Raw genomic sequence first — 24054 nt, forward strand, 5'->3', positions numbered from 1 at the left:
TGCGGCTAGGCTGCTACAATTGATAATATGTCCGACCCTTCCCAGCGATCGATGAACGCGGTGAGTTCCGTTGCTGTGATGGGCTTACTGAAATAAAATCCCTGGAGTTGGTCGCATCCTTCCTTGGTGAGGAAGGTGGCCTGCTCGATCGTCTCCACTCCCTCGGCGGTCGTCACCATGTTCAAGCTCTGACCGAGACTGATGACCGACTTCACAATCGCGCCGGACTTATCCTTGCTGCTCATATCTCCGATGAAGGATCTGTCGATTTTGATTTTGTCGAACGGAAACGAGTTGAGATAACCCAAGGATGAATACCCGGTGCCGAAGTCGTCCATCGCAATCCTGACACCGAGGCTCTTCAAACCGTTCAATATCTCGAGCGCGGCTGTGGCATCGTTGATAAGGACACTCTCGGTAATTTCCAGTTCCAGACGTGCTGGATCAAGGCCCGTTCGAACAAGAACACCCTTTACGCTGTCGACAAGGTCACGGCCTCGAAATTGGACAGGCGAGAGGTTGACGGCGACCCGGAGCTGCGGCCACTCCAGCGCCTGCAGACAAGCTGTTTCAAGAACCCATTCGCCAATGGCGACGATCAGGCCCGTCTCCTCTGCGAGTGGAATGAATTCCGCTGGTGAGACAAGACCCCGTGTCGGGTGGCGCCACCGCACTAGCGCCTCGACTGCTGCCACTGCACGCGCCTCAAGATCGATGAGTGGCTGGTAGTGAACTTCAAGCTCGTTCTTGAGGACTGCCTGGCGCAGGTCATATTCCAACGCCTTGCGGGCTTGAAGCTCCACGTCCATCTGCGCTTCGAAAACCCTATAGGTCGCGCGGCCGGCTTGCTTTGCCCTGTAGAGCGCGATGTCGGCATTCTTCAGGAGCCGCTCGGGATCGTTGTCACGAGTATCCGCAACCGCGATGCCAACGCTGACGCCGATATGAAGGTCCTGGCCGTCGAGTTGGAATGGGGCTCTCACAACCTCGATAAGCCGTCTGCTGAGTTGTTCGGATTCAAGAGGCTGGTTCACACCGACCTGGATGATCGCGAATTCGTCGCCGCCGAGCCGGGCGACGGTGTCGCTCGCACGGACACAGGCCAAAAGCCTGCTCGACAGTTGCTGGAGAAGGATGTCGCCGGCACCGTGCCCAAGTGTATCATTGATCTCTTTGAAGTGATCGAGGTCGAGACAGATGATGGAAACGCGCGATGTCTCGGCGGCATTCGCCGCCAAGGCAATGTTGAGCCGTTCACGGAAAAGTACGCGGTTCGGCAGGCCGGTCAGAGCATCATGGTGTGCCAGGTGCGTTGCGCGCTCCTGTGCCTTGACCTCCTCGGTGATGTCGGTTGCCGTACCACGGAAACCGAGGAATTCACCGCTCGCACCTGTAATGGGACGTCCTGCGAGCCGGCAGATGCGCGTTTGGCCGCCTGCGTCGCGATAACAGCATCTCAGATCCCGGAATGACGTCCGCTCGTTGGTTTCCTCGATCAGCCGGCGCCAGCCGTCGGTATCGGCGTCGCTGGAAAAAAACTGTTCAAGCGTCTTGCCCAAAACGCTCGCCGCCGCAACTCCTGTCACTTCCGTGAAGCGGGTCGAGAAGTATACCAGCCGCAGAACGTTGTCGCTCTCCCAGATCCAGTCAGAGGATGCCTCCGCGACATCCTTAAAGCGAGATTCACTCTCCTTGAGCGTCTGTGCATACGCTTCGACTGTCCTGGCCGACTCCTCCAGAGCGCGAGTGGACCGGCGGGCATTGCGGACCACCAGCATGGAAAAAGCGGCGAGGATAACAAGCGCGACTGCCAACGGCGGCAGGATGAAGCGGAGCAACTGGTAACCAGGCTTGGCTGGAAACCAGGTAATCGAGCCGAGGTAAACCCGGTCCTGCGTGAGCAAGGGGATCGAAGCCTCTGCGTCGGTGGGTTTGGTGGGCGAGATCGCCAGCCCATCTAAAAGATAGTCGCGGCCGATGCGGTCAAGGAACTTCTGATCTAGTTTCTTGGCAAACACCAGCATCGACAAATCCCTAGGCCGAACCGTCGATCTTTCGATGGAAGGGGGAAGAATTCCGGTGGCGGCGACAATGAACACGTCTTCCCCGGACTTGATGATGCTTGTGACTGGATCAGTCTGTATCGAGGCGACATGTAGGAGATCTTTCAAGCCATGCGGCATCACTTGAAGCGCATCGACCTTTTGGGGCGTTCCGTGGACCACCGCGTATACGGTCTTGCCGCTTGGATTGATCGCAAAGGCCATCTCGTAGCCTAGACCTTCGTAAATGTTCGCCCCAACGTTTCCGTCGGTCGCGGCCCATTCGGCGTTCACGGTGTCATGGAGGTTCTTGTAGACATCTTCCCAAACCGCGTAGTCGCGGAGGTTGCGGGCAACTTCCCTCGCCTTAACCTGAAGGGCGGTGGTTGCGAGTTTGGTCGAGGCTTCGACCTCAAGTTTGTTCTGACCGCTTGCGGATACAAGCACGAAACCCAGCACGACCGCGATTGCGACCACCACGATGCTGGCCATGGGGAAAATAATACGTCTGGTGAAAGTCTCTGCCGACAGAGTCTGACTGTTTAAACTGACTGTATTCATGGCGCCCCGCCCCAGTTCTGTTTCATAAACTCTATGCTTCAACTGCAAACGATACGTTAAAATCTGGAGTTGCATAACTATACGGTTAATTCAAAGCTTACATTTGATGCGAATTACTACGGTCTATAATTCTCGCAGGTCGATCCCGGGCTACGGACTGGCTGGCAGATCGTAGACGAGTGACGTGCCCCCGTTAAATTAGGCTGACGTGCCCCCCCGCTGCGGTTCAGCACCAACGCCGCGTCTGGCATTTCTCGGCACCCCTAGGATTGCATTGCAATCTCATCTGCGTGGCGACGTTGCAAAAGATCTGTCGCAAAAACTCCGCATCGCAGGTGGATTCAGACGCCAAACCACCTTTCGACGCTACCGGCGACTGCCAGCCGCTGTCGATCCGATGTTGCGGGCGAGGAGGCGAATGCGGAACATCATTTCGAGGCTCTGAATGGCGAGTATCAGTTCGGCAGACTGCATGGTGGTCATCCACCGAGGAGACCGGTTGCACGCAGGATCTCGTTGATCCGTGCTGTTTCCATTTGATTGAGAGCGGCGCGCGGGCGCGGCATGACGGCGGTATCGATGATGCCAAGGCTCTTCATTGCGGTCTTGAAGCCACCGATGCCGGAGGCGCCGCCGCTGACGCGGCCCTGGGCAACCCAGACGATTTCGAAGAGACGGCAGAGCCGCTCCTGCTCCTTGCGTGCTGCCACCCAGTCGCCACGCTGGGCTGCATCCCACAGGCGTACGTAACCATGCGGATCGACGTTTGCGATACCCGGAACAACGCCGTGGGCGCCCATCAGCAAGGCACTGTCGACGGCAATCTCCGACCCCGTCATCAGGAACACGTCCGGCTGGTCGGCAAGATCTAGCAGCGCATAACGGAAATTGCCGTCGTCGCCGCTGGAATCCTTGAGGCCGATAATCGTGCCTTCTCTTGCCAATGTCACCGTCGTCTGGCGTTGCAGCTTGACGTGCACGCAGACAGGAATGTCGTAGGCGACGAGCGGGACATCGACGGCGTCACGGATAAAGCGGAAGTGGTCCAGGATCTCCGATTGGCTGGTGACGGTGTAGAAGGGCGCGGTGGCAACCACGGCATCGGCGCCCGCCCGCTTGGCGACGTCTGCATGATGAATGACGCGATCCGTGGTCGGATCGATGACGCCGACGATCAGCGGCACGCGCCCGTTCACCACCTTTGCTGAGTGCTCAATGATCTCGCGGCGCATCTTGTCGTCGTGAAAGATCACCTCGCTTGTCGAACCAAGCACGAAAACGCCGTGGCATCCGCCCTCGATAAGATGCTCCAGAACCCGCGCATAGGACGGATAATCGACCGTGAAATCCGCATTGAGAGGCGTCACGACTGGGGGAATTACACCCTTAAATTTTGTCATTGTCTCTTTCTTTCGCGGGATCAGTTTGGTTCAGCGCGGGGTCAAAAACGGCCCCAAGACCGTCGCCGATGAAGTTGATGGCAAGCACCGCGACGATGAGTGTGCCGCCTGGGAACAGCCGCTGCCAGGCCGGGCGGGTGAAGCCCGACGTCACGGCTGTTGCCATCATCGGCGATCGCGATCGACGAAAGTCGGGGCAAAGGTTTCATTGCGTTCCTCCCACATTTGAACGTGTCTTGCTGGTTGCGATAACCTGGGTGATATCCTCGTAATGGTGGTCGAGGCGCCGGCGGGCCTCGTCCAGTTCCCGGGCTTCAACAGCATCGACAATGGCGGCGTGATCCCGCCACGTGGCCATCGGATCGACATTGACGAGATTGACGAAATCCGAGGCCTTATAGAAAGCGAGCCAGAACACGTCGATCAGCCGGCTCAGCGTCTCGTTCTCCTGGCAGCGGAAGAGCAGGCGATGAAAAAGCTGGTCGTCCTCGGCAAACGATTCCCCGCGTTCGGCATGCGCCTTCATCCGATTGACGGTAGCGCGCAGCTCAGCAATGTCGTCCGTGCCGATTGTCTCAATCGTCTTTCCGATCAGGCCGACCTCCAGGGTTCGGCGGATCTCAATGACTTCCTCGATCTGGCGAAGAGCGCCTCCAAGACCATAGGCAAGATTGTCCAGCAACGGCTCAAACGAGAACGCTTTGACGAATATCCCGACGCCGCGCCGCGATTCCAGCACGCCGAGAGATTCAAGTGCCTTGATACCCTCACGCAGGGAGTTGCGGCTGACACTAAGCTGGGTCGCAAGCTCGCTCTCGGCCGGCAGAAGGGTTCCCGGTTTCAGGTCATTGTCACTGATGAAGGCGCGCAGGCTCTCCTGCACGGAAACATGCAGCAAGGGGGCTCTCGTCAAAGGCTTCATGATCTTGAGTGGCATGTCGATCTCACTGCGGAAACTCCTGATGGCGCGATACATATCTACTTGTAGGATATCCGTCAAATGAACCTGTGTCGGGAGTGCCAAGGGAGATTCGTGCTCGGGATTTCATTGGGAAAGTTAGGCGTGGGGGGCGGTGCTTAGTCTTCTGACAGTCGCGGTCGCCCTACATCGACCACTCGACCGGTTTGCCGATAGCTTGCAGCCAGAATCTAAGCGGTATTGAGGTTTGCGTAAACGCTGCCGGGCCTAGCCCGTCAAGTGCCATAGCTTTTTGTTATCGTAATGATCAGTAAATCCAACTTAGCATTATGGCCTGGTTCCGATATGAAGGGGTAAAGGGAGGAGACGCGTCGACCGGTACCCTCGGCTTGAGTGCCGAAAACCGTTTCCAGACGGCGCAGCTGGACCTGATGGTTTGGCAGATCTCCCTTTGGACGGCAGAAAATTCAAAGCAATCAAGGAGAACGTTATGGACCAGAAACCCGACAGCGCAGGCAAATGTCCTGTCGCGCACGGCAGCACGCCCCGTGGTCGATCCAACCGCGACTGGTGGCCGGACCGGCTGGACGTTCAGATTCTTCACCAGCATTCCGGTCTTTCCGATCCGATGGGCAAGGCGTTCGACTATGCCGAGGAATTCAAGACGCTCGACCTCGATGCGCTGAAGAAGGACCTTCACGCGCTGATGACCGATTCGCAGGACTGGTGGCCGGCCGACTTCGGTCACTACGGCGGTCTCTTCATCCGCATGGCCTGGCACAGCGCCGGCACCTATCGCATTACGGACGGCCGCGGCGGTGCCGGTGCCGGTCAGCAGCGGTTTGCGCCGCTCAACAGCTGGCCCGATAATGCCAACCTCGACAAGGCCCGCCGTCTTCTGTGGCCGATCAAGCAGAAATACGGCAACAAGATTTCCTGGGCCGACCTGTTGATCCTGACGGGCAACGTCGCGCTCGAGTCCATGGGCTTTAAGACTTTCGGTTTTGCCGGCGGCCGCGCCGACGTATGGGAGCCGGAGGAACTCTTCTGGGGTCCTGAGGGCACCTGGTTGGGCGATGAACGCTATAGCGGTGAACGCGAATTGGCAGAGCCGCTAGGCGCCGTGCAGATGGGCTTGATCTACGTCAATCCCGAAGGTCCGAACGGCAATCCCGATCCGGTCGCCGCGGCGCGTGACATCCGAGAAACCTTCGCCCGCATGGCGATGAACGACGAAGAGACCGTGGCACTGATCGCCGGCGGTCATACCTTCGGCAAGACTCACGGTGCCGGCGATCCCTCGCTGATCGGCGCGGATCCGGAAGGCGGGGCGATCGAGGATCAGGGCCTCGGCTGGAAGAGCTCGTTCGGCACCGGTGTCGGCAAGGACGCCATCACCGGCGGTCCTGAAGTGACCTGGTCGCAGACCCCAACCAAGTGGAGCAACTACTTCTTTGAGAATCTGTTCGGCTACGAATGGGAGCTGACGCAGAGCCCGGCCGGCGCGAAGCAGTGGAAGGCCAAGAACGCCGAGGCTTCGATTCCTGATGCCTACGACGCGTCGGAGAAGCATCTCCCGACGATGCTGACCACCGACCTGTCGCTCCGTTTCGATCCGGTATACGAGAAGATATCTCGTCGCTTCCTCGAAAATCCGGATCAGTTTGCGGATGCTTTCGCTCGCGCCTGGTTCAAGTTGACCCACCGCGACATGGGCCCGAAGGTGCGCTACCTCGGCCCGGAAGTCCCGGCGGAAGACTTGATCTGGCAGGATGTGATCCCGGCCGTTGATCACAAGCTGGTTGACGATGCGGACATCGCCGAACTGAAGGAGAAGGTTCTCTCAACCGGCCTGTCCGTGCAGGAGCTGGTCTCGACCGCCTGGGCATCCGCCTCCACCTTCCGCGGCTCCGATAAGCGCGGTGGCGCCAATGGTGCGCGCATCCGGCTTGTGCCTCAGAAGGACTGGGAAGCGAACCAGCCGGCGCAACTTGCCAAGGTGCTCGGTGTCCTCGAGGGAATCCAGAAGGACTTCAATGCTGCCCAGACGGGCGGCAAGAAGATTTCTCTCGCCGACCTGATTGTTCTCGCTGGTGCCGCCGGTGTCGAAAAGGCGGCAAAAGCTGGCGGTCAAGACGTCACCGTTCCGTTCACGCCTGGCCGCATGGACGCCTCGCAGGAACAGACGGATGCGGCCTCCTTCGCTGCGCTTAAGCCGCGCGCCGACGGTTTCCGCAACTATGTCGGCGGCTGGCAGTTCATGAAGCCGGAAGAAGCTCTCGTCGATCGCGCCCAGCTGTTGACACTGACCGCTCCGGAAATGACGGTTCTCGTCGGCGGACTGCGCGTGCTGAAGGCCGGCCAGCCCGAGCACGGCGTCTTCACGTCTCGTCCCGAAGCGCTGACGAACGACTTCTTCGTCAACCTGCTCGACATGGGCACCCAGTGGTCTCCGGTTGTCGGCAAGGAAGGCGTTTACGAAGGACGCGACCGCAAGACAAACGAACTCAAGTGGACCGGCACCCGCGTCGACCTGATCTTCGGTTCGCACTCGCAGCTTCGTGCCCTTGCGGAAGTCTATGGCCAGTCCGATGCCAAGAAGAAGTTCGTCAAGGACTTCGTGGCAGCCTGGACCAAGGTGATGAACGCTGATCGTTTCGATCTCGTTTGATCGTTAAATCTTGCTTGGACGCGGCCCGGGCCGCGTCCAAGCTCTTTCGCACACAGGACCACCTTGATGGGGGCTGATGTGCGAAGATGGAGGGCGATCCGATTGCCCGTCAACAGTGGCTCCGCCGGGACAGGCCGTCCGCGCGACGCCGCAAGGATTCGCATGTCCGACGAAACGTGCTGTTCCGGATCATTGCGGGCGGCCGAAGCTGAGTATGGCCTAGAGCCGACACGCTTCCTGTGCCGCCACGTCGCTGCGTAGAGTTTCGGTCGACGCCAAATTCAATCTAAAATGGACATTTTCGAAGCATGCGGGAAATGTTATGTGTTTCCGTATAGGGCCAGCTAGACAGAAAAGTCCTCCATGGGCGGGAACGCGGATACGACGGAGCATATTCGCCGGCTGCAACACGGCCTGTCGCCGCCCGTGGTCGCGGAAGCTTTTTCTGGTGACACGCGGCTGGTAAGCCGCTGGCACAATGTTCCTTTTGAGTATGATCTGCCGCCGCTCGAACACCATGTCATTTCCGCGATCTATGCCGGCTCCGGCACAGCTTCGGTAAAAGTGGGTGGCCAGGTGATCTCGGGCGTTCCCGGGATGGGTACCGTCACGTTGGCTCCGCGGGGGCACGGCGGCTTCTGGCGAGCCGACTGCTCCATCGAAGCCTCGAATGTCTTCCTCGGCCATGACCGCGTTCGCGCATGCGTCGACCAAATCGGAAATAGCCGCGAGCCCGAACTCGTCCACCGCGTACATCACTACGACCCGAAACTTTTCGCGCTCATGTCGCTGATCAACGACGAGATTGGCTCGTCTGACGCGATCTCGCATCTCTACATCGAGCAGCTTCTTGATCTCCTGTGCCTGCAGCTGCTTCGTGCCCATTCCGCAGCCGCGACGCCGATCGCGCCGGGGCCACGGGGCGGGCTTTCGGGATGGCAGGTGAAGCGGGTGACCAGCTACATGCGCGACAGACTGGCGGACGATATCAGGATCCAGGAGCTGGCGGATCTCGTCCATCTCAGTCGCTTTCATTTCTGCACGGCCTTCCGTATCGCCACGGGCCACACGCCTTACGAATGGTTGACCCGCCAGCGAATTGCCTATGCCAAGACACTCCTCAAAGACAGAAGGTTGCGGATCGGAGATATCGCGCTTGTCGTCGGATATGAGACGCAATCTGCTTTCTCCGTAAGCTTCCGCAAGGTCGTGGGCATCACGCCGCGTGAGTTCCGCCAGAGGCTTTGACGATTCCTAGTATCTGTTGGTGCGGCGTCCTTGGGACGGCGGCATCTGCTTTTGCTCTGTCGATTGTCGCAACATCCAAACAATGTCGCAACATCGCGAAAGTCACTGAGCAACTCAAAGCCTATTCTTCGTGCGGTTATCAGAGGTGGGGCGTCATCCAACTCGATCCAAATGAATTTCGATGACCGTCTGCCTTCTGTGAGGGCCGGATCGGTACGCCGCACCGTCATGCGGCGGCATGATATTTTTATGCTGATTTGTAGTGCTGAATTTGCGCGCCCGACGATCCGCTGATGTCGGAAACGGCGCGTGAGGGGAAACGAAGTCATGCAACTTACCTCCCGTCAGGCGCAAGCCATTCTGGACGGTGGCGAAGCCAAGGCCAATGAACTCGGTCTTCCGGTGGTCGTCGCCGTGCTGGATACCGGTGCTCACCTGAAGGCTTTCCGCCGTATGGACGGAGCCGTCCTCGCCTCGATCGATATCGCTATCCGAAAGGCAACCACCGCCGCATTGTTTCAGGCAAACAGCGAGGCGGTCTGGGAATACTGCAAGCCAGGCGCGCCGGCGCAGGGGCTGCAGCTGACAAACGGCGGCCTTGCCACCTTTGGGGGAGGTATTCCGCTCCGATCGCTAGACGGCACGGTGATCGGCGCTCTTGGCGTATCCGGCGGCGCCGTCTCGCAGGATATCGAGGTCGCCCAGGCGGCGCTTGGTGCGTTTGAGAAACTGATCCGCTGAGCACTGCGATCCTCATCACGACTAGCAACAGGCAAGGAAGGAAGTACGATGTCCAAGACCGTCCTCATCACCGGCGCGGGGTCCGGCTTCGGTGAAGCTGCCGCCATCGGCATGGCTCAGAATGGCCACCGCATCATCGCCACGGTGCAGGTTTCGCCGCAGGTCATGCCTTTGCGTGAGAAAGCCAAAAAGCTCGGCCTCGACAATCTTCGCGTTGAACGCCTCGATTTGACCGATCCATACGATATAGCGCAGGCGCAGTCCTGGGACTTCGACGTGCTTTGGAACAATGCTGGCCAAGGCGAGGCGGGTCCAGTTTGGGAGATTCCGATTGATCTCGTGCGCCGCAACTACGAGGTCAACGTCTTCCTGCCGCTTGTGCTGACGCAGGGCGTCGTGAGGAAATGGGTGGCCGAAAAGAAGAAGGGTAAGGTCGTCTTCACCTCTTCCATGGGCGGCCTGTTTACGCCGGCAAATTGGGGCACTTATGTCTCGACCAAGCACGCGCTAGAGTCGATTGCTGAAGCATTGCAGCAGGAGTTGGCGCCCTATGACATCAAGATCCAGACGATCAATCCGGGCGCCTATTACACCGGCTACAACGAGACCATGGCCGACAACCCGTTCCGCTGGCTGGACGACAGCAAGAACGTCACCAAGCGCGAGGCTCTACGCAAGGGCTTCGACGATTTCTTTGCTACGCCGGAAGGCAAGATGGATCCTCAGGAGATGATCGAGCGGATGATCGAGATCGTTCCGGCGGACACCGGAAAGTTCCGCAACGTCGTTCCGAAGAAGATCGAGGACATGCTCAAGGCCCACCAGCTCGCCGCTTGGGAAAATCAGATCTGAAGTTGCTAACGGTGAGAATTTGCGTGGGCTGGCGCGCGACGACCTTATGGCGCCGGCCTTTCTGAGACGATGGGAGAGATCAAATGACAAGTTTCGGATTTGCGCAGATCACGGCTACGGCGGCAGGACTGTTGCTGACCTCCTTGCCTCCTGTCGTGCAGGCCCAGACGGCGAGCGACGAGACGGGAAACAAGGCGATCGTCCAACGCGCGTTCGATGCCTGGACGTCCGGCACTGGCAGCCCATACGACCTGCTTGCCGAGGATGCCAGCTGGACCATCGCCGGCAACTCACTGGTTTCAAAGAACTATCCGAGCCGTGAGGCCTTTATCACGGAGGTCATCAGGCCGTTCAATGCTCGTATGAGCGTCGGCTTGAAGCCGGCGATCCGCAATATCTATGCGGACGGCAACACGGTCGTGGTCTTCTTTGACGCCAGCGGCACGGCACGTGACGGCAAGCCCTACGCGAACACCTATGCATGGTTCCTTGAATTGGATGACGGCAAGATAACCGAGGCATCGGCCTTCTTCGACAGCATCGCGTTCAATGATCTTTGGAACCGGGCGCCGGTAAATCCCTAAGCCTTGAGACATCTCCCAGCACGTCATGAAAGGAGTGATAATGAAGACGTGGTCATTACCGATGTCCGCGCCGCGGCGCCCAACGCTTCGAATCTCAGATCGCCGAAGGGCTCTATGCTGGCAAGGAGTATTTTCAGGGCAATCAGCCGGCGCCCGCCCCTGTGACAGTACCACGTCGATCCTCTACAGCCGGTAGTGTGGAAGTAGCAGCTCTTCTTCGATGACCTGCGTCGGAGAACGATTAAAGCAGCTCCAATCGGCTGCTCGGCCGGCGGAGGCGGGTATCGTGCTTATTGCGCGGGTCCGAGCTTCCAGTCAGAGTCGCCGGACGGGCAGGCAAGGCCCTTGAAGCGGGTTTCTCCCTCGAGCGTGCGCTGGGTCGTTACAAAGGCGCGGCATGAACTTTCGGGATCAACGCCGATTTCTTCAATCACGCCGGCACTTCCGGTCGATGGGTTAGCCCAGGCAAGGGGCTTCACTCCGACGGGGCCGCGGCTGACTGTATCAGCAATAACCGCCTGATCCGTCTTCGCGGGTGTCGGAATCGACTGTGTGACGGCGGCGGTTTCCAAGGGCTCGACCCTGGTACATCCCGCCAGCAGCACGGCCAGAAGAGCCAATTGCAATGCGCCTTTACTTTTCCGCGTCATCTGGACTTTCCGATGATTGTTCTCCCGCATCGTAGCGTGCAATTCTGACAGCTAGCTGAGGAGCTACTATAGAAATGGGAGCAGTGCCAGTCCGTTCCGTCGATTCCGATGTTTTGCTGGCATGTTCCACCACAATCTGGTCCTTTCCCGACTCAGGCCGGAACTCGATGCTGATGCCGCTTCCTGTGCCGTCGGGGTCTTTGGGAAGGCCTTCAATGAGCTTCGATTGCGGGCCTAAACCTAACCTGGATGGTTGCCAGATGTCTGGTTAGCAAGCCAGCTCCTTACCGCAGCCACAGATGCGAGATGACGAGGCTTGCGTGGCGAGACCACGTAAAAATCGGTGCCAACAGTAAGTTCCGTTGGCAGCACGCGGAGAAGGCGACCGGCTGCTAAATCGTCTTCCACGAAGAACGTGCTCGTCAGAGCAAGGCCCTGACCGGCAATCGCGGCCTCAATCGCCAGCGACGTTTGATTGAACCGAATGTTCTTGGCGCCTGTCAGCGGAGTTGCAGGAAACGCCAACGCGAGAAACTGCGGCCAAAAATCGTGGCCGTCGTGAAGAAGCGGGTAGCGTGAGAAATTGCCACCTTGAGAGGGGCGGCCGAGCTTCTCCACTAGCAGCGGGCTGCCGACGGCAATAATGACGTGGTCGAACAAAAGTTCTGCGTTCAGGTTCGGCCCAAAGGGAGGTCGGCCATGACGGACGGCGAGATCCACTGCGTCGGTTTGGAAATTGGCAATGCGATCACTCGCCAGAATGCGCAGATCGATGTTCGGATGGGTTGCGGTAAAATCGGGCAGGCGCGGGATCAGCCACTTCGAGGCGAATGTCGGCGTAACGCTGATCGTCAGACGGAGCGGTTCCGGCTTCAGCGTTTCGGTTGCTTCGGAGATCAGTTCGAATGCGCGACGGATATTCGTCACGTAGCTCTGACCCGCCTCCGTCAACGCCAGCGTTCGCGGAAGCCTGTCAAACAGCTTCAAGCCTAGCTCTGCTTCCAACCCCCGTATCTGTTGGGCTACAGCCCCCTGAGTCACCCCGATTTCCTCCGCTGCCAGGCGGAAGTTCAAGTGCCGCGTGACGACCTCGAACACGCGAAGGCCATTAAGAGAGGGAAGACGCCTGATACCTTCTGTCATTCGATAGATTTTCTACTGCTTGCTGAGAACGGAACTCGTTCGCATTGCTGATGTCGTAGTGATATCACGCTTCACATGCGGCTGTAGACGGCAATAGTGCGGATCCCTCTGAAAATAGGAGAGAGTATAATGTCAGTAGAAAAGGTAGCGGTGATTACGGCCGGCGGCAGCGGAATGGGCGCCGCCGCGGCGAAGCGTCTTGCAGCCGACGGGTTCAAGGTGGCAATCCTGTCATCGTCGGGCAAGGGGGAGGAGCTTGCCAAGACACTCGGGGGTGTCGGTGTGACCGGCTCGAACCAATCGCCCGACGATCTCGGCAAGCTCGTTGAGCTTGCAGTCTCGGCGTGGGGACGCATTGATGTGCTCGTAAATAGCGCCGGCCACGGCCCTCGCGCGCCCATCCTCGACATATCAGACGAGGACTGGCACCGCGGCATGGAGGTCTACCTCCTGAACGTCATCCGCCCGACGCGCCTGGTGACGCCGCACATGCAGAGGCAGAGGGTCGGATCCATCATCAACATTTCCACGGCATGGGCTTTCGAGCCGAGTCCAATGTTCCCGACGTCGGCGGTGTTCCGCGCCGGGCTGGCGTCGTTCGCTAAGATATTCGCGGAGACATATGCGGCTGAAAACATCCGCATGAACAACATTCTTCCCGGCTGGATCGATAGCCTGCCCGCCACCGAGGAGCGCCGCGATAGCGTTCCCATGAAGCGCTATGGCACGAGCGAAGAGATTGCCGCGACTGTTTCGTTCCTTGCGTCGGCGGGCGCAGCCTACATGACAGGACAGAACATTCGCGTTGACGGCGGACTGACCCGTTCGGTGTGATGCCGGCGGGCACTGCTGGAGAGCACATTGCCTCCGGGGTGGCGTACCACAGAACGTCGATCAGAAGCGGATAACCGCTCCGAAAATCGGGCCGTGCTCGATCACGTCGTAAAGCCGTCGTTGCTATAGTCGACACCGAGGGCGCGGTAACCCGCAACTGCGGAGATCGTGTCATTGAACTTATGGTCAACGCCTGCCAGCACGTCCCAATCCACATCGGCGCCACCGGCGCCGATCATGCTCCAGCCGGTGAGGGAGACTTTGTCGGTCAGCCAGTAGTTGCCCTTAGACGACGCGACCCCGTCCACCCAGTTAGCAGAGTCGGTCCGCGACACGTTGCCGATAAGGCTGCCGCTCAGCCCGATCGTCGTTTCGGCATGCCAGTATCTGGCGCCGGCAATCACATCCAAGCGAGCCTTCGGATCTTCGGTCGCGCAGTCTGAGGCTGCGGTGCCGTGGCGGGCAAGAGATCCGCGGCGTGCAGAGGCGCCACGAACGCCAAAGCGGCAACGGTGCATGCGATCAGCGAAATCCTGCTACTGGCGTCGGGCTTGTCCGCTTGATCCCCGCCAGAACCTTTTTCGCTCCATCAATTCATCCAGGGATGATTGGGCGGCGCTGACCAGTTTCTCGCTGTTGCCAAGGACGATCAGGGAGTCGGCGTCGGGATGTGACTCCAGCTCCAGGGTGCGAACGACTGTCGGCGCGGTTGCCATGTCGTTCAGAAGGCCGAGTTCGTCCTGCAGTTGTTCCATCGTCTTGATGAACTTGCCGTATCGTCGCTCTGCCTGCCTACTGGTGAACAACGAGCCCAGGAATTCGCTTGCATATCTAAGCTTCTTCGCCGCCTTGCGCGCTTCGTGCCGATGCTCGTCGTCGGCTTCCGCCAGAGATTTACCCCGCTTTTTCAGCTTCTTGCGTTGACGGTCGAGAACCTCGATTGCGAAATCGACCACCGGTCCGTTACGGATCTCCGCCGTTTCCGGCAGCGTGAGATACTCCCCGCAGTGGAGCCATTCGTTCAGGTCAAGCATAAGGGCCTTGGCGCGGAAGCCGTAGAGCGCGTTAAGCACCTCTTTATAGGCGCCGTCGCGCGCTTCGAGCAGGCGGCCCTTGATGTCGCCGCTTCCGAGCCTGGCAATCATCACATCAATATTGCGCGCCGCTCCGAGAACGCCAGTCAGCCACTTCAACTCGTCCTTCAGTCGCTGGGACTCCGCATCGACCAGGATCTGCTTGTAGAGCGAGAAGGCCGAGCGCAGTCGCCGCAGCGCCACGCGAGCCTGATGGAGTGCCAGCGGATTTGCATTATCCAGGAGGATGGATTCGTTCAGCCGGAAATGCCGAAAACATGCTTGAACAATGACCTGGAACGAAGCCCCGACCCGCAGGTCGCGATCGAGATGCACGGGTTCAGCCTTGAAAACCGATGCCTGCTCGCCGAGCAGGCGGTATCCTCTCTCCGCCTTTGAAGCGACACCAAAGCGGACCGGGACAAGCGCTTCGATCTTGCGAGCAAGGATGAACAGCGCGCTTGGCTTGCCGTCCTTCAGTTCCAGCTCCAATTCCCGTATCTGCATCTGGCGATCGCCGGCGACGATCAAGCCTGTGTCCAGGGCAACTTCAATCTTGCTCCCGTCCTCGTCGACGTTCCACCGGTGCCGTTCCACCGGGGTGGAAAACTGTTGGATGAGAGCGCTGTCTTCGATATCGAGCTCGGCCCGCAGCGGCGTCGTGTAATCAATCACAGGCGTGTCGCCTGTTACCGCCGCTTCCCATTCGGAGCGCGCAAAGATGGCACTGTTCAGGCCCGTCGCCTTTACGGTTTGGACGTGCGCTGCGCCAACCGTACGGATCCGCAGAGAATAGCCGCCCTCCCATACCTCGTGGTCGGGCGTGTCAAAATAGATGGACGTCAGGGGACCCGCCGACACCGGGTTGCCCAGCAAGCCGGATCCCAGCAGTGTGTCAACCGCGTCAGCGCTCAGCTCAAGCTTCAATTCTGTTTCGGTTGCCAAGTGCGGTCTCCGCTCGGTCACATGATGATCGGTGGATACAATTCTCTGACGAGAGATAGAGCGGTGCCATGCGGACAAAACGTCTTGATGACAAAATCCTCAGTGGCAGTACGACCGCAGCGACATCCCACAGGAAAATCTGGCCGTCAGAGCTCAGACGATCGACCGGAGCAAGAATTTGGCTTGGGCTTCGTTCGATCTAGGATCCCGATTGGCGAGCCGCGCTATCCAAAACAGCGAAATCCTCGTCATCCAGAGCGATGCTCGCCGCAGCGACATTCTCCTCAAGATGCTTCACCTTGGAGGTTCCGGGGATCGGCAACATCACGGGGCTGCGCTCGAGCACCCAGGCCAGCGCAATCTGGCTCGGCGTCGCCTCATATTTCTTGGCCAGCCTGTCGAGGATGGAGCCTGGCCGGGCAAGCTCACCCGCCGCCAGCGGGTACCACGGAATGAAGCCGATGCCCTCGCGCTCGCAGTAATCGAGCACGTCCTCGCTGCCACGGTCGACGAGGTTATAGCGGTTCTGAACTGTCGCGACAGGGAATACCTTTCGAGCCGCCTTAATGTCTTCAACTGAAACTTCGCTTAGGCCGGCATGAGCAATGAAGCCCTGGTCCAGAAGCGTCTTTACCGCGCCGAACTGCTCGTCGCGAGGAACTTTCGTGTCTATGCGGTGCAACTGCCACAGATCGATTCGGTCGATGCGAAGTTTCTTGAGGCTGCCTTTCGCTCGCTCGAGAAGATAGTCCGGCCGCCCATTCGGCGTCCAGATATCCGGTCCTTCGCGGGTCAGACCGGCCTTGGTCGCAATCAACAGCTCCTTGTAAGGATGCAGCGCTTCGCTGATGAGCTCCTCGGACACGTCGGGGCCGTAGGAATCGGCTGTGTCTATGAAATTGACGGCGATCTCCGGTAACCGGCGCAAGGTTGCCAGTGCTTCGGCCTTGTTCGCAGGCGGTCCCCATATGCCGGGCCCCGTGACACGCATCGCGCCGAAGCCGAGACGATTGATGGTGATGTTGCCGATCGAAAATTGACCCGATGCGGCGGCTGAGATCGTGGAACTGTCTGGCACTGACCTTCTCCCGATTGCCTGTCTGGTTGGTGGGCTCAATCGGGCTTAAGTGGAGCGGGCTAGGCACTATGCAAGTCACCAAGGCGCAATCTGCCACTGCCTTCCGCACGCTGGTCCCCAAGGCGGCAAAGTGCGGTCCGGCGCCCGGAATCTCAGTGGACAGCGACAGCGCCGGGTCTCGGGATCAGGGCCGCCCTGAATCTCCCGGACGTCCTGAGATCATGCGCAGCCATGGCGGTAGGTGGAAGACGCACATCAGCAGATACATCGCCGTCATGCCGTCCATTGGAAAAACGTCCGGCATTGCGGAGCAGATCATATCTGCTCCGCCGCCTGCCAAGGTGACAATCGCCATGATGGCGAAGATTGGCGCCGCTGCAAGGCACAGCCAGTCGCCGAGGCTTGCTGGGTTGTCTGTCGGCGTCTTGACCGAGGCGCCGTGCCGTGTTTGGCCGGAGGAAGGCATGACCGTCATCCCCGGCCGTATTCGTCGTGAAGCCGCCACCAGATGCCTTGCTCGTTGCGGCCCAGGGGTGCGCGGTCGAGCCACTGATACACGCCCCAAATACCGTCCACGCCGCGTGCATAGCTGGAGTAGGTGTGGTAGACCACGCCGCCATCGAGCACGAAGGCGCTGAGGCCCGGCCGGTCGCGCGTGTAGGTGGCGACGTCGGTTCCGGTCATTGCGGCGATCTGAGCGACTGGGCTCTCGCTGCCGCGCAGTTTCCATTCCTGCACGGTCTGGCCTTCGAGAGGCACGCGAGCTGGCGGTTCACGGCGGTAGTTGTATTCTATCCCGCCTTCGCGCTGCTGCTGCTCGCTGAACAAGACGCTGAAGTCGAGGTTGAAATCGCTACCGAAAGAGGATGCCCAGTCGAAGGTCCATCCCATCCGTTCCTTGAAAGCCTGCAGCTTTGGAAGCGGCGCGCGGGAAACGGCGGTGAAGGCAACGTCATGGTTCTCGAGGTGAACGACGACGCCGTTGAAGCCATCGGCGATCGACGAGCAGGACGGGCACCCGGCGGTATAGTCGGGGCCGAACATGAAGTGGTAGATCAACAGTTGAGAACGGCCCTTGAAGAGATCGATGAGCGAAGCGCTGCCGTTGGCGGTCTCGAACCGGTAGTCCTTGTCGATCCTGACCCACGGCAGCTCCTGGCGGCGTAGCGCCAGCATATCGCTGCGCCGCGTCAGTTCCTTCTCTTCCGCTAGCAGCTCGAGCCGTGCCGCAAGCCATTCTTCGCGTGTGCCTGTAATGTGCATCGTCATCATGCTTCTCCTCTTGGTGTCCGTTGGCGTAGCATGCCGCCACTTGCGGCTGCTTGGTGGTCGTGAGCAGACTATGGCCAGAGCGGGAGAAGGTGGGAGTTACAAGTTTGACGGGATTCCGATGGACTCGATGATCATCGCTGCGGCGAGGCTGCTTGCGACCGGCGATCTTCTCGGTGCCTTGAAGAGGGTTGCGTTGCGCAATGATGCGCCGGCGCTCGCCCTTCGTGGCATCGCGATGGCGCAGCTTGGTGATCTCGCCCGGGCAAAGGTTTTGCTGAAAACGGCTGCCCGCGCGTTCGGGTCAAAGGAGCCGGTCGCGCGGGCACGCTGCCTCGTGGCCGAGGCGGAAATCGCGCTTGTCTCGCGTGATCTGACCTGGCCGGCCAAGACACTCGCCGTCGCGCGGGAAGTGCTCGAAGCTCACGATGATCGCTTGAACGCAGCGCATGCGCGACATCTGGAGGCAAGGCGGTTGCTACTCATCGGCCATCTCGATGAGGCCGAACGCCTACTCGCCAGCGTCGATCCGGCAGCGCTTCCACCGCCGCTGCGGACTGCCCACGAGCTGGTCGTTGGAGGGATTGCCATTCGGCGTCTTCGCACGAGTGCTGCAAGTACAGCTCTCCGCCGGGCGGAAAATGCTGCGCGCGAGGCGGGTATTCCTGCGCTCGATGCCGAAGTCGAGGCCGTGTCCCAGGTTCTGAAAACGCCGGCAGCGCGGCTGATCGGACAGGGAGGGGAGCGCTTCCTGCTGCTGGAGGAGGTAGAGGCGGTTCTGACGTCAGGAGCGCTGGTCGTCGATGCATGCCGTTACGTCGTGCGCAATGGTGACGAGGTTGTTTCGTTGACGACGCGTCCGGTGTTGTTCGCGCTCGTTCGTGCACTTGCGGAGACCTGGCCGAAAGACGTGTCGCGGACCATGCTTCTTGCCCGCGCGTTTGGGGCGAAACATGTCGATGAATCGCATCGAGCCAGACTGCGTGTCGAAGTCGGGCGGTTGCGCGGCGAGCTTCATCGCATAGCGGATATCAATGCGACCAAGGACGGTTTCGTGCTCGCGCCGCGTCGGGCAACCGACGTGGTCATGCTCGCCCCGCCCGTCGAGGAACAGCATGGCGAGATCCTCGCATTTCTCGCCGATGGGGAGGCCTGGTCGAGTTCGGCGCTCGCAATCGCGATTGGTACCAGCCCACGCACGGTGCAGCGGGCGCTTGATGCACTCGCGGAAACAGGCAAGGTGCAATCCTTCGGACGCGGGCCGGCGCGCCGGTGGACGATCCCATCGCTGCCGGGGTTCCCGTCAACTTTGTTACTCCCAGGTCCACTACCCAACGACTAGGATAGGCTCATGAAACACTCCAAAGCTGAAATCCTTCGTGAATATGGCCCCTTTCCGGATGTGAAGCAGGTGGGCGGCGTCACCTATGATGGTCGACATGTCTGGTTTGCGTCCGGCGACAAGCTTAATGCCTTCGATCCCGATGCAGGCGAGGTTGTCCGCTCGATCGACGTTGCGGCACATGCCGGAACCGCTTTCGATGGACGGTATCTTTTTCAGATTGCGGAGGATCGAATCCAGAAGATCGATCCGAAGACCGGTACTGTGCTCTCGACGATCCCGGCACCCGCGAACGGTGGTGATTCCGGGCTCGCCTGGGCTGAAGGAACGCTCTGGGTAGGAGACTACCGTGGCCGAAAGATCCATCAGATCGATCCGGAGACCGGCGCACTTCTTCGCAGCATCGAGTCCAACCGTTTTGTTACCGGCGTGACCTGGGTCGATGGCGAGCTTTGGCATGCCACCTGGGAAAGCGATGAGAGCGATATCCGACGCATTGAACCCGAAACCGGACGGGTGCTGGAACGCATCGACATGCCGGCGGGCATAGGCGTATCGGGACTTGAGTCCGATGGCACGGATCGGCTGTTTTGTGGCGGTGGCAACAGTGGCAAGGTCCGGGCCATCCGCCGGCCCGGAGTTAGCCAAACCTGATGTCTCCTGCCGTCTAGTCCAATGTCCTGCGGAAGCGGCGGACAGCAATCAGCATGGCGACTGTCATCAGGCAGGCGAGGGCGATCGTGTCATAAGCAAGGATCTGGATACTGGCGCCCTTCAGCATGATCGCCCTGACAATGCGGATATAGTGGGTCAGCGGTAGCGCCTCACCGATCCATTGCGCCCACTTCGGCATGCCGGCGAACGGAAACATGAAGCCCGACAGCAGGATATTCGGCAGGAAGAACATCATCGCCATCTGCATGGCCTGCAGCTGATTGGCAGCGATCGTCGAGAAGGTGTAGCCGATCGACAGGTTGGTGATGACGAAGAGCGTGGTCGCAGCCGCGAGCGAAGCCGGGCTGCCAAGGATTGGAACGCCGAAGACAAGCAGGCCGGCCGCGATGATAAGAAGCGACTGAACGAGGCCGATCAGCACATAGGGCGCAATCTTGCCCAGCATGATTTCCAGCGGCTTGATCGGCATGGAGAGCAGGTTCTCCATCGTGCCGCGTTCCACCTCGCGAGTGACCGAGAGAGCCGTGAAGATCAGCAGCGTCATCGTCAGGATTGTGCCGAGCAGGCCGGGCACGATATTCAGGGTCGATGAGCCGGCCGGATTATAACGACGGTGCTGGACGATGGAGAAGGCGGGCTTGGTCGGCTCGGCGAATTCGACCTGCCGGTCGTTGGCAAGTGCCGACGTCACGATGCCGGAGAGCGCACCGAGCGCCGAGCTCGATGCGACCGGATCGGTGGCATCGGCAGCGACCAGCAGGGAGGGTGTATCGCCGCGCCGAAGCGAGCGTTCGAACCCTTCAGGAATTTCTACGACGAACAGAGCCTTGCCGGATTCCAGAAGCGAATCCATGTCTTCGGCATGGGTAACGACAGAACGAATCTCGAAGAAGTCGGTATTCTCCAGCGCCGCCAAAATCGACCGGCCGATATCGGTGTTCTCGCGCATCAGCACCGCGGTTGGCAGGTTGTGCGGCGTCGTGTTGATCGCAAAGCCGAACAGGAACAGCTGCATGATCGGCAAGGCGACCATCGTCGCCAGCGTTATGCGGTCGCGGGTCATCTGGATGAATTCCTTGATCGTCATCGCCCAGAAACGCCCGAAGGAGATACCGTTGCCGTTCGCCGTTGTCGTTGTCATTGGAAATTGTCCTCCGAGCGGCGCATCAGATCGATGAACGCATCTTCCAGCGTCGCTTCGCCCTCTTGCCACTTGAGATCGGACCGTTCTCGGTATGGCGCGATTGCTTTTTCAAGCGCCTCGGGATCGCGACCGGCAACATGCAGGCTGGTCCCGAAGGGCGCGATCATGTCGACCCCTGGCTCGTTCTCCAGTTCGGCTTGGAGGCGATGCACGCCCGCTCCGGAGACGGTCCAAGTGACCAGACCGGTGCTGGCGATCACCTCGTCCACCGTTCCCTGCGCCAGCAGTTTGCCGTAGGCAATATAGGCGATCTCATGGCAGCGCTCTGCCTCGTCCATATAATGGGTGGACACCAGCACCGAGAGGCCGTCGGCGGCAAGCGCGTGAATCTCGTTCCAGAAGTCACGGCGGGCTTTGGGGTCGACGCCTGCCGTCGGTTCGTCGAGGAGGAGCAGGGCCGGTTCCGGTAGGATGCAGGCGCCAAGTGCGAGGCGCTGCTTCCAGCCTCCCGAAAGTTCCCCAGCCAGCTGCTGTTCCCGACCTTTCAAGCCGAGACGTTCGATTGCGGCGCTTGCTCTGCCGCGGGCATCTGCCAGGCCGTAGACGCGGGCGACGAACTCCAGGTTCTCCCGGATCGACAAATCCTGATAGAGCGAGAACTTCTGCGTCATGTAGCCGACGCGACGGCGGATGCGATCGCTTTCGGTTAGGATGTCGAAGCCAAGGCATGTGCCATCGCCGCTGTCTGGTGTCAGCAGGCCGCAGAGCATGCGGATCGTCGTGGTCTTGCCGGAGCCGTTCGGACCGAGAAAGCCGTGAATGCGGCCCTTCTTCACTGACATCGACACATCGTCGACCACCTTCCGGCTGCCGAAACTCTTGGTGAGGTGATGGACGTCGATCACTGTCTCGGGAGCGTCGATGGGCATTGCCGTGTCGCTCATGGGCGGGCTCCCGTGGTGACATCCACCGGCTGGCCAGGGCGCAGCGCCTTCGGGTCGGCGGGGATTGCCTCGACGCGGTAGACGAGTTTGGCACGCTCTTCGAGGCTGTAGATTACCGGCGGTGTATACTCGGCGTTCTTTGCGATGAAGCTGATCTTCGCATCGGTGGGTTGGCAGGCGTTACAGGCGACGCGGATCGATTGATCAAGCGAAAACAGCGCAATCTCGCCTTCGGGCACGAAGAAGCGGATGCGAATGTTCTCTGGCGGTAGGAGGGCCACGATCGGCCGTCCGGCGGGCACGATCTCACCGGCGCGGTAATAGACGGTCTCGATGCTGCCTGTTGCCGGAGCAGACACGAAGCGGCGGGCAAGCGCGGCTTCCGCAGAGGCTAGATCGGACTTTGCCGCAGCGACCGCCTCCCTTGATTGGCGCAGCATTTCAACACGAGCCGGCAGGTTCGCAAGCGTAATCTGGCTGCGGACATTATCGAGGACGGCACGGTTGGCGGCTTCGGTGGCCGTCGCCGTGTCGAGGTTTGCCTTTGTCGCCGTACCGCGCTCGACCAGCACGCGGGTGCGATCGAGATCCTGTGCGGCAAGCTCAAGTCGGGCGACCGCCTCGCGTTCGCTGGCGCGCAGCATGTCTATTTCTTCCGGCCGCTTTTGCTTCGCCTCGGCGAGTTCTAGTTCGGCCTGCAGACGAGCCAGCGAAGCGCGTGCGGCGCCGACAGCGGCCTCTTCGGTTTGAGAATCCAGACTGAAAAGCGGCGAGCCGGGCGCAATTGCCTGCCCTTCGGCGACATCGAGTTTAACCACACGGCCGCTGGTGTCGGCACCGATGAACAGCGTGTCGGCCTCGACCCAGCCCTGGTAGGCGCGCTGGGATTTGTCGGAGAACAGGAAAGGCAGGGCGGCAAGGGCCGCGCCGGCCACGATGACGACGATAAGGATTCGTTTCATGTCGTGCCTCCTTCCGGCACGAAGAGCGTGTCGAGGAACGTGTCGAAGAGTTTCTGCGTGTCGAGGTGCTCGTAGCCTTCGAAAAGCGTCGCCCAGACGATCGACATCAAGGCCGGTGCCATGACCAATTGCGGGACGTCAGCGACGGCGGGATTGCGAAGCTCGCCGCGCGCGGCGGCACGGGCAAGCAGGACACGCACGATCGCGAGGCCTTTGGTGATAATCTCGCGGTAATAGAATTCGGTCACAACGGGGAACATCGGACCCTCGGCGAGGATCAGCCGCAACAGGTGCCGGCGCTCCGTCTCCAGGACCTCGCGCTTGAAGAGCGCATAGAACATCGAAACGGCAGCACGCGGCGGGATCGCCTCCTTCTGGACCATGCCGCCGACTTCACCGAGGAGCGGCGAGGCGATGCCGGACACGAGCTCGATGAAGAGTCGCTCCTTGTCGGGGAAATGCAGATAGACCGTACCTTTGGCGATGCCGGCGCGAGCCGCGACATCCTCCATGCGGGTCAAGGCAAAGCCCCGCTCGGCAAAGCAGGCGAAGGCCGCCGCCAGGATCTCGGCCCGGCGCTGCTCCGGATCTCGTCTTTCTCGCTTTTTCTCGGGCATTGGCTTCATTTTCCATTATGACTGACTGGACAGTCAGTAACATCATGTGTGGTTTTTTGCAAGAGAATATTGAGCACGCAAGTGTTCCTGGGCCCACGAGATCGGCGCTTCAAAGAGGGGGAGAGCCGCCGATGCGACTGCAGCGCGCCAATGTGCGCCGACCTATCCTGATGCAGGTTTCGACGCCATGATCTGGCCGTTCGTCCGGTTGGCGAAGGAATGACGCTTATTCCACGCGCGGCGGCGGCCTCGAGGATGGAAAAGATCTCGCCAAGCGGGGGCTGTGGCAGCCAACAACGCAGAACTTGTCGCTGCTGCGGTTGCGATCTTTCGCGGTTAGAACTTCACCCGAGTTGCAAA

The 24054-nt window shown here is 59.9% G+C and carries 23 protein-coding genes; 8 read left to right on the forward strand and 15 right to left on the reverse strand.

The window, feature by feature from the left end:
• Positions 1-5 precede the first annotated feature (5 nt).
• From K9B32_RS19130 to K9B32_RS19145, 4 genes are all read right to left on the reverse strand, one after another.
• Positions 6-2603 carry an EAL domain-containing protein gene (locus K9B32_RS19130; RefSeq protein WP_224565029.1) on the reverse strand — a complete coding sequence of 866 codons (2598 nt, stop codon included), beginning with the start codon at positions 2601-2603 and terminating at the stop codon, positions 6-8.
• A 479-nt stretch (positions 2604-3082) separates the two neighbouring features.
• Entirely contained in the window at positions 3083-4003 is a 921-nt protein-coding gene (locus K9B32_RS19135; protein WP_224565031.1) for a dihydrodipicolinate synthase family protein, read from the reverse strand.
• Complete coding sequence (locus K9B32_RS19140) at positions 3990-4172, reverse strand: hypothetical protein (protein ID WP_224565194.1); 183 nt, start codon at positions 4170-4172, stop codon at positions 3990-3992. The genes K9B32_RS19135 and K9B32_RS19140 overlap by 14 nt, the downstream gene beginning before the upstream one ends.
• A 36-nt stretch (positions 4173-4208) precedes the next feature.
• Positions 4209-4940 (reverse strand): FadR/GntR family transcriptional regulator, encoded by a 732-nt coding sequence (locus K9B32_RS19145; protein ID WP_224565033.1) that lies wholly within the window; start codon positions 4938-4940, stop codon positions 4209-4211.
• A 472-nt stretch (positions 4941-5412) separates the two neighbouring features.
• Here K9B32_RS19145 and katG point away from each other — a divergent pair, with 472 nt between their 5' ends.
• The 5 genes from katG (at position 5413) to K9B32_RS19170 (ending at position 11018) form a co-directional block, all read left to right on the forward strand.
• Positions 5413-7593 (forward strand): catalase/peroxidase HPI, encoded by a 2181-nt coding sequence (katG, locus tag K9B32_RS19150; RefSeq protein WP_224565036.1) that lies wholly within the window; start codon positions 5413-5415, stop codon positions 7591-7593.
• 363 nt (positions 7594-7956) lie between these two features.
• Positions 7957-8841: a helix-turn-helix transcriptional regulator gene (locus K9B32_RS19155; RefSeq protein WP_224565038.1), complete on the forward strand. Its 885-nt coding sequence runs from the start codon at positions 7957-7959 to the stop codon at positions 8839-8841.
• A gap of 327 nt (positions 8842-9168) precedes the next feature.
• On the forward strand, positions 9169-9582 hold the full coding sequence (locus tag K9B32_RS19160) for a GlcG/HbpS family heme-binding protein (RefSeq protein ID WP_224565040.1): 414 nt from the start codon (positions 9169-9171) through the stop codon (positions 9580-9582).
• Between the two features lie 48 nt (positions 9583-9630).
• The gene (locus tag K9B32_RS19165) at positions 9631-10434 is read left to right on the forward strand and encodes an SDR family oxidoreductase (protein ID WP_224565042.1); all 804 of its coding nucleotides are present in this window, start codon (positions 9631-9633) and stop codon (positions 10432-10434) included.
• Positions 10435-10517: 83 nt separating this feature from the next.
• Entirely contained in the window at positions 10518-11018 is a 501-nt protein-coding gene (locus K9B32_RS19170) for a nuclear transport factor 2 family protein (protein WP_224565044.1), read from the forward strand.
• Between the two features lie 290 nt (positions 11019-11308).
• Here the strand turns inward: K9B32_RS19170 and K9B32_RS19175 are convergent, their stop codons facing one another.
• Both K9B32_RS19175 and K9B32_RS19180 read right to left on the reverse strand, forming a co-directional pair.
• The gene (locus K9B32_RS19175) at positions 11309-11668 is read right to left on the reverse strand and encodes an RT0821/Lpp0805 family surface protein (RefSeq protein WP_224565046.1); all 360 of its coding nucleotides are present in this window, start codon (positions 11666-11668) and stop codon (positions 11309-11311) included.
• A 240-nt stretch (positions 11669-11908) separates the two neighbouring features.
• A complete protein-coding gene (locus tag K9B32_RS19180; protein ID WP_224565047.1) occupies positions 11909-12811 on the reverse strand; it encodes a LysR substrate-binding domain-containing protein in 903 nt (300 codons plus the stop codon).
• A 129-nt stretch (positions 12812-12940) separates the two neighbouring features.
• Between K9B32_RS19180 and K9B32_RS19185 the strand changes: the two genes are divergently transcribed.
• Positions 12941-13645 carry an SDR family oxidoreductase gene (locus tag K9B32_RS19185; RefSeq protein ID WP_224565049.1) on the forward strand — a complete coding sequence of 235 codons (705 nt, stop codon included), beginning with the start codon at positions 12941-12943 and terminating at the stop codon, positions 13643-13645.
• 101 nt (positions 13646-13746) lie between these two features.
• Here the strand turns inward: K9B32_RS19185 and K9B32_RS19190 are convergent, their stop codons facing one another.
• From K9B32_RS19190 to K9B32_RS19210, 5 genes are all read right to left on the reverse strand, one after another.
• A complete protein-coding gene (locus K9B32_RS19190; protein WP_224565051.1) occupies positions 13747-14055 on the reverse strand; it encodes a hypothetical protein in 309 nt (102 codons plus the stop codon).
• 126 nt (positions 14056-14181) lie between these two features.
• Positions 14182-15663, reverse strand: a complete 1482-nt coding sequence (locus K9B32_RS19195; RefSeq protein ID WP_224565053.1) for a CHAD domain-containing protein — start codon at positions 15661-15663, stop codon at positions 14182-14184.
• A gap of 199 nt (positions 15664-15862) precedes the next feature.
• Positions 15863-16741 (reverse strand): aldo/keto reductase, encoded by an 879-nt coding sequence (locus K9B32_RS19200; RefSeq protein ID WP_224565055.1) that lies wholly within the window; start codon positions 16739-16741, stop codon positions 15863-15865.
• A 184-nt stretch (positions 16742-16925) separates the two neighbouring features.
• A complete protein-coding gene (locus tag K9B32_RS19205) occupies positions 16926-17207 on the reverse strand; it encodes a hypothetical protein (RefSeq protein WP_224565057.1) in 282 nt (93 codons plus the stop codon).
• A 5-nt stretch (positions 17208-17212) separates the two neighbouring features.
• Positions 17213-18010 carry a DUF899 domain-containing protein gene (locus tag K9B32_RS19210; RefSeq protein WP_007791285.1) on the reverse strand — a complete coding sequence of 266 codons (798 nt, stop codon included), beginning with the start codon at positions 18008-18010 and terminating at the stop codon, positions 17213-17215.
• A gap of 121 nt (positions 18011-18131) precedes the next feature.
• On the opposite strand from K9B32_RS19210, the gene K9B32_RS19215 reads away from it, so the two are divergent.
• Positions 18132-19352, forward strand: a complete 1221-nt coding sequence (locus K9B32_RS19215; protein WP_224565059.1) for a helix-turn-helix domain-containing protein — start codon at positions 18132-18134, stop codon at positions 19350-19352.
• A 9-nt stretch (positions 19353-19361) separates the two neighbouring features.
• Positions 19362-20006, forward strand: a complete 645-nt coding sequence (locus tag K9B32_RS19220) for a glutamine cyclotransferase (RefSeq protein WP_224565061.1) — start codon at positions 19362-19364, stop codon at positions 20004-20006.
• 13 nt (positions 20007-20019) lie between these two features.
• Here the strand turns inward: K9B32_RS19220 and K9B32_RS19225 are convergent, their stop codons facing one another.
• Genes K9B32_RS19225 through K9B32_RS19240 form a run of 4 tightly spaced genes read right to left on the reverse strand, consistent with a single transcriptional unit; the run spans position 20020 to position 23694 of the window.
• On the reverse strand, positions 20020-21168 hold the full coding sequence (locus K9B32_RS19225) for an ABC transporter permease (protein ID WP_224565063.1): 1149 nt from the start codon (positions 21166-21168) through the stop codon (positions 20020-20022).
• Entirely contained in the window at positions 21165-22115 is a 951-nt protein-coding gene (locus tag K9B32_RS19230) for an ABC transporter ATP-binding protein (RefSeq protein WP_224565065.1), read from the reverse strand. The genes K9B32_RS19225 and K9B32_RS19230 overlap by 4 nt, the downstream gene beginning before the upstream one ends.
• Entirely contained in the window at positions 22112-23077 is a 966-nt protein-coding gene (locus K9B32_RS19235; protein ID WP_224565067.1) for an HlyD family secretion protein, read from the reverse strand. The genes K9B32_RS19230 and K9B32_RS19235 overlap by 4 nt, the downstream gene beginning before the upstream one ends.
• On the reverse strand, positions 23074-23694 hold the full coding sequence (locus tag K9B32_RS19240) for a TetR/AcrR family transcriptional regulator (RefSeq protein WP_224565069.1): 621 nt from the start codon (positions 23692-23694) through the stop codon (positions 23074-23076). The genes K9B32_RS19235 and K9B32_RS19240 overlap by 4 nt, the downstream gene beginning before the upstream one ends.
• Positions 23695-24054 lie beyond the last annotated feature (360 nt).

The organism is Rhizobium sp. 3T7 (genome assembly GCF_020166565.1).
In the GTDB taxonomy this organism is placed as follows: Bacteria; Pseudomonadota; Alphaproteobacteria; order Rhizobiales; family Rhizobiaceae; genus Rhizobium.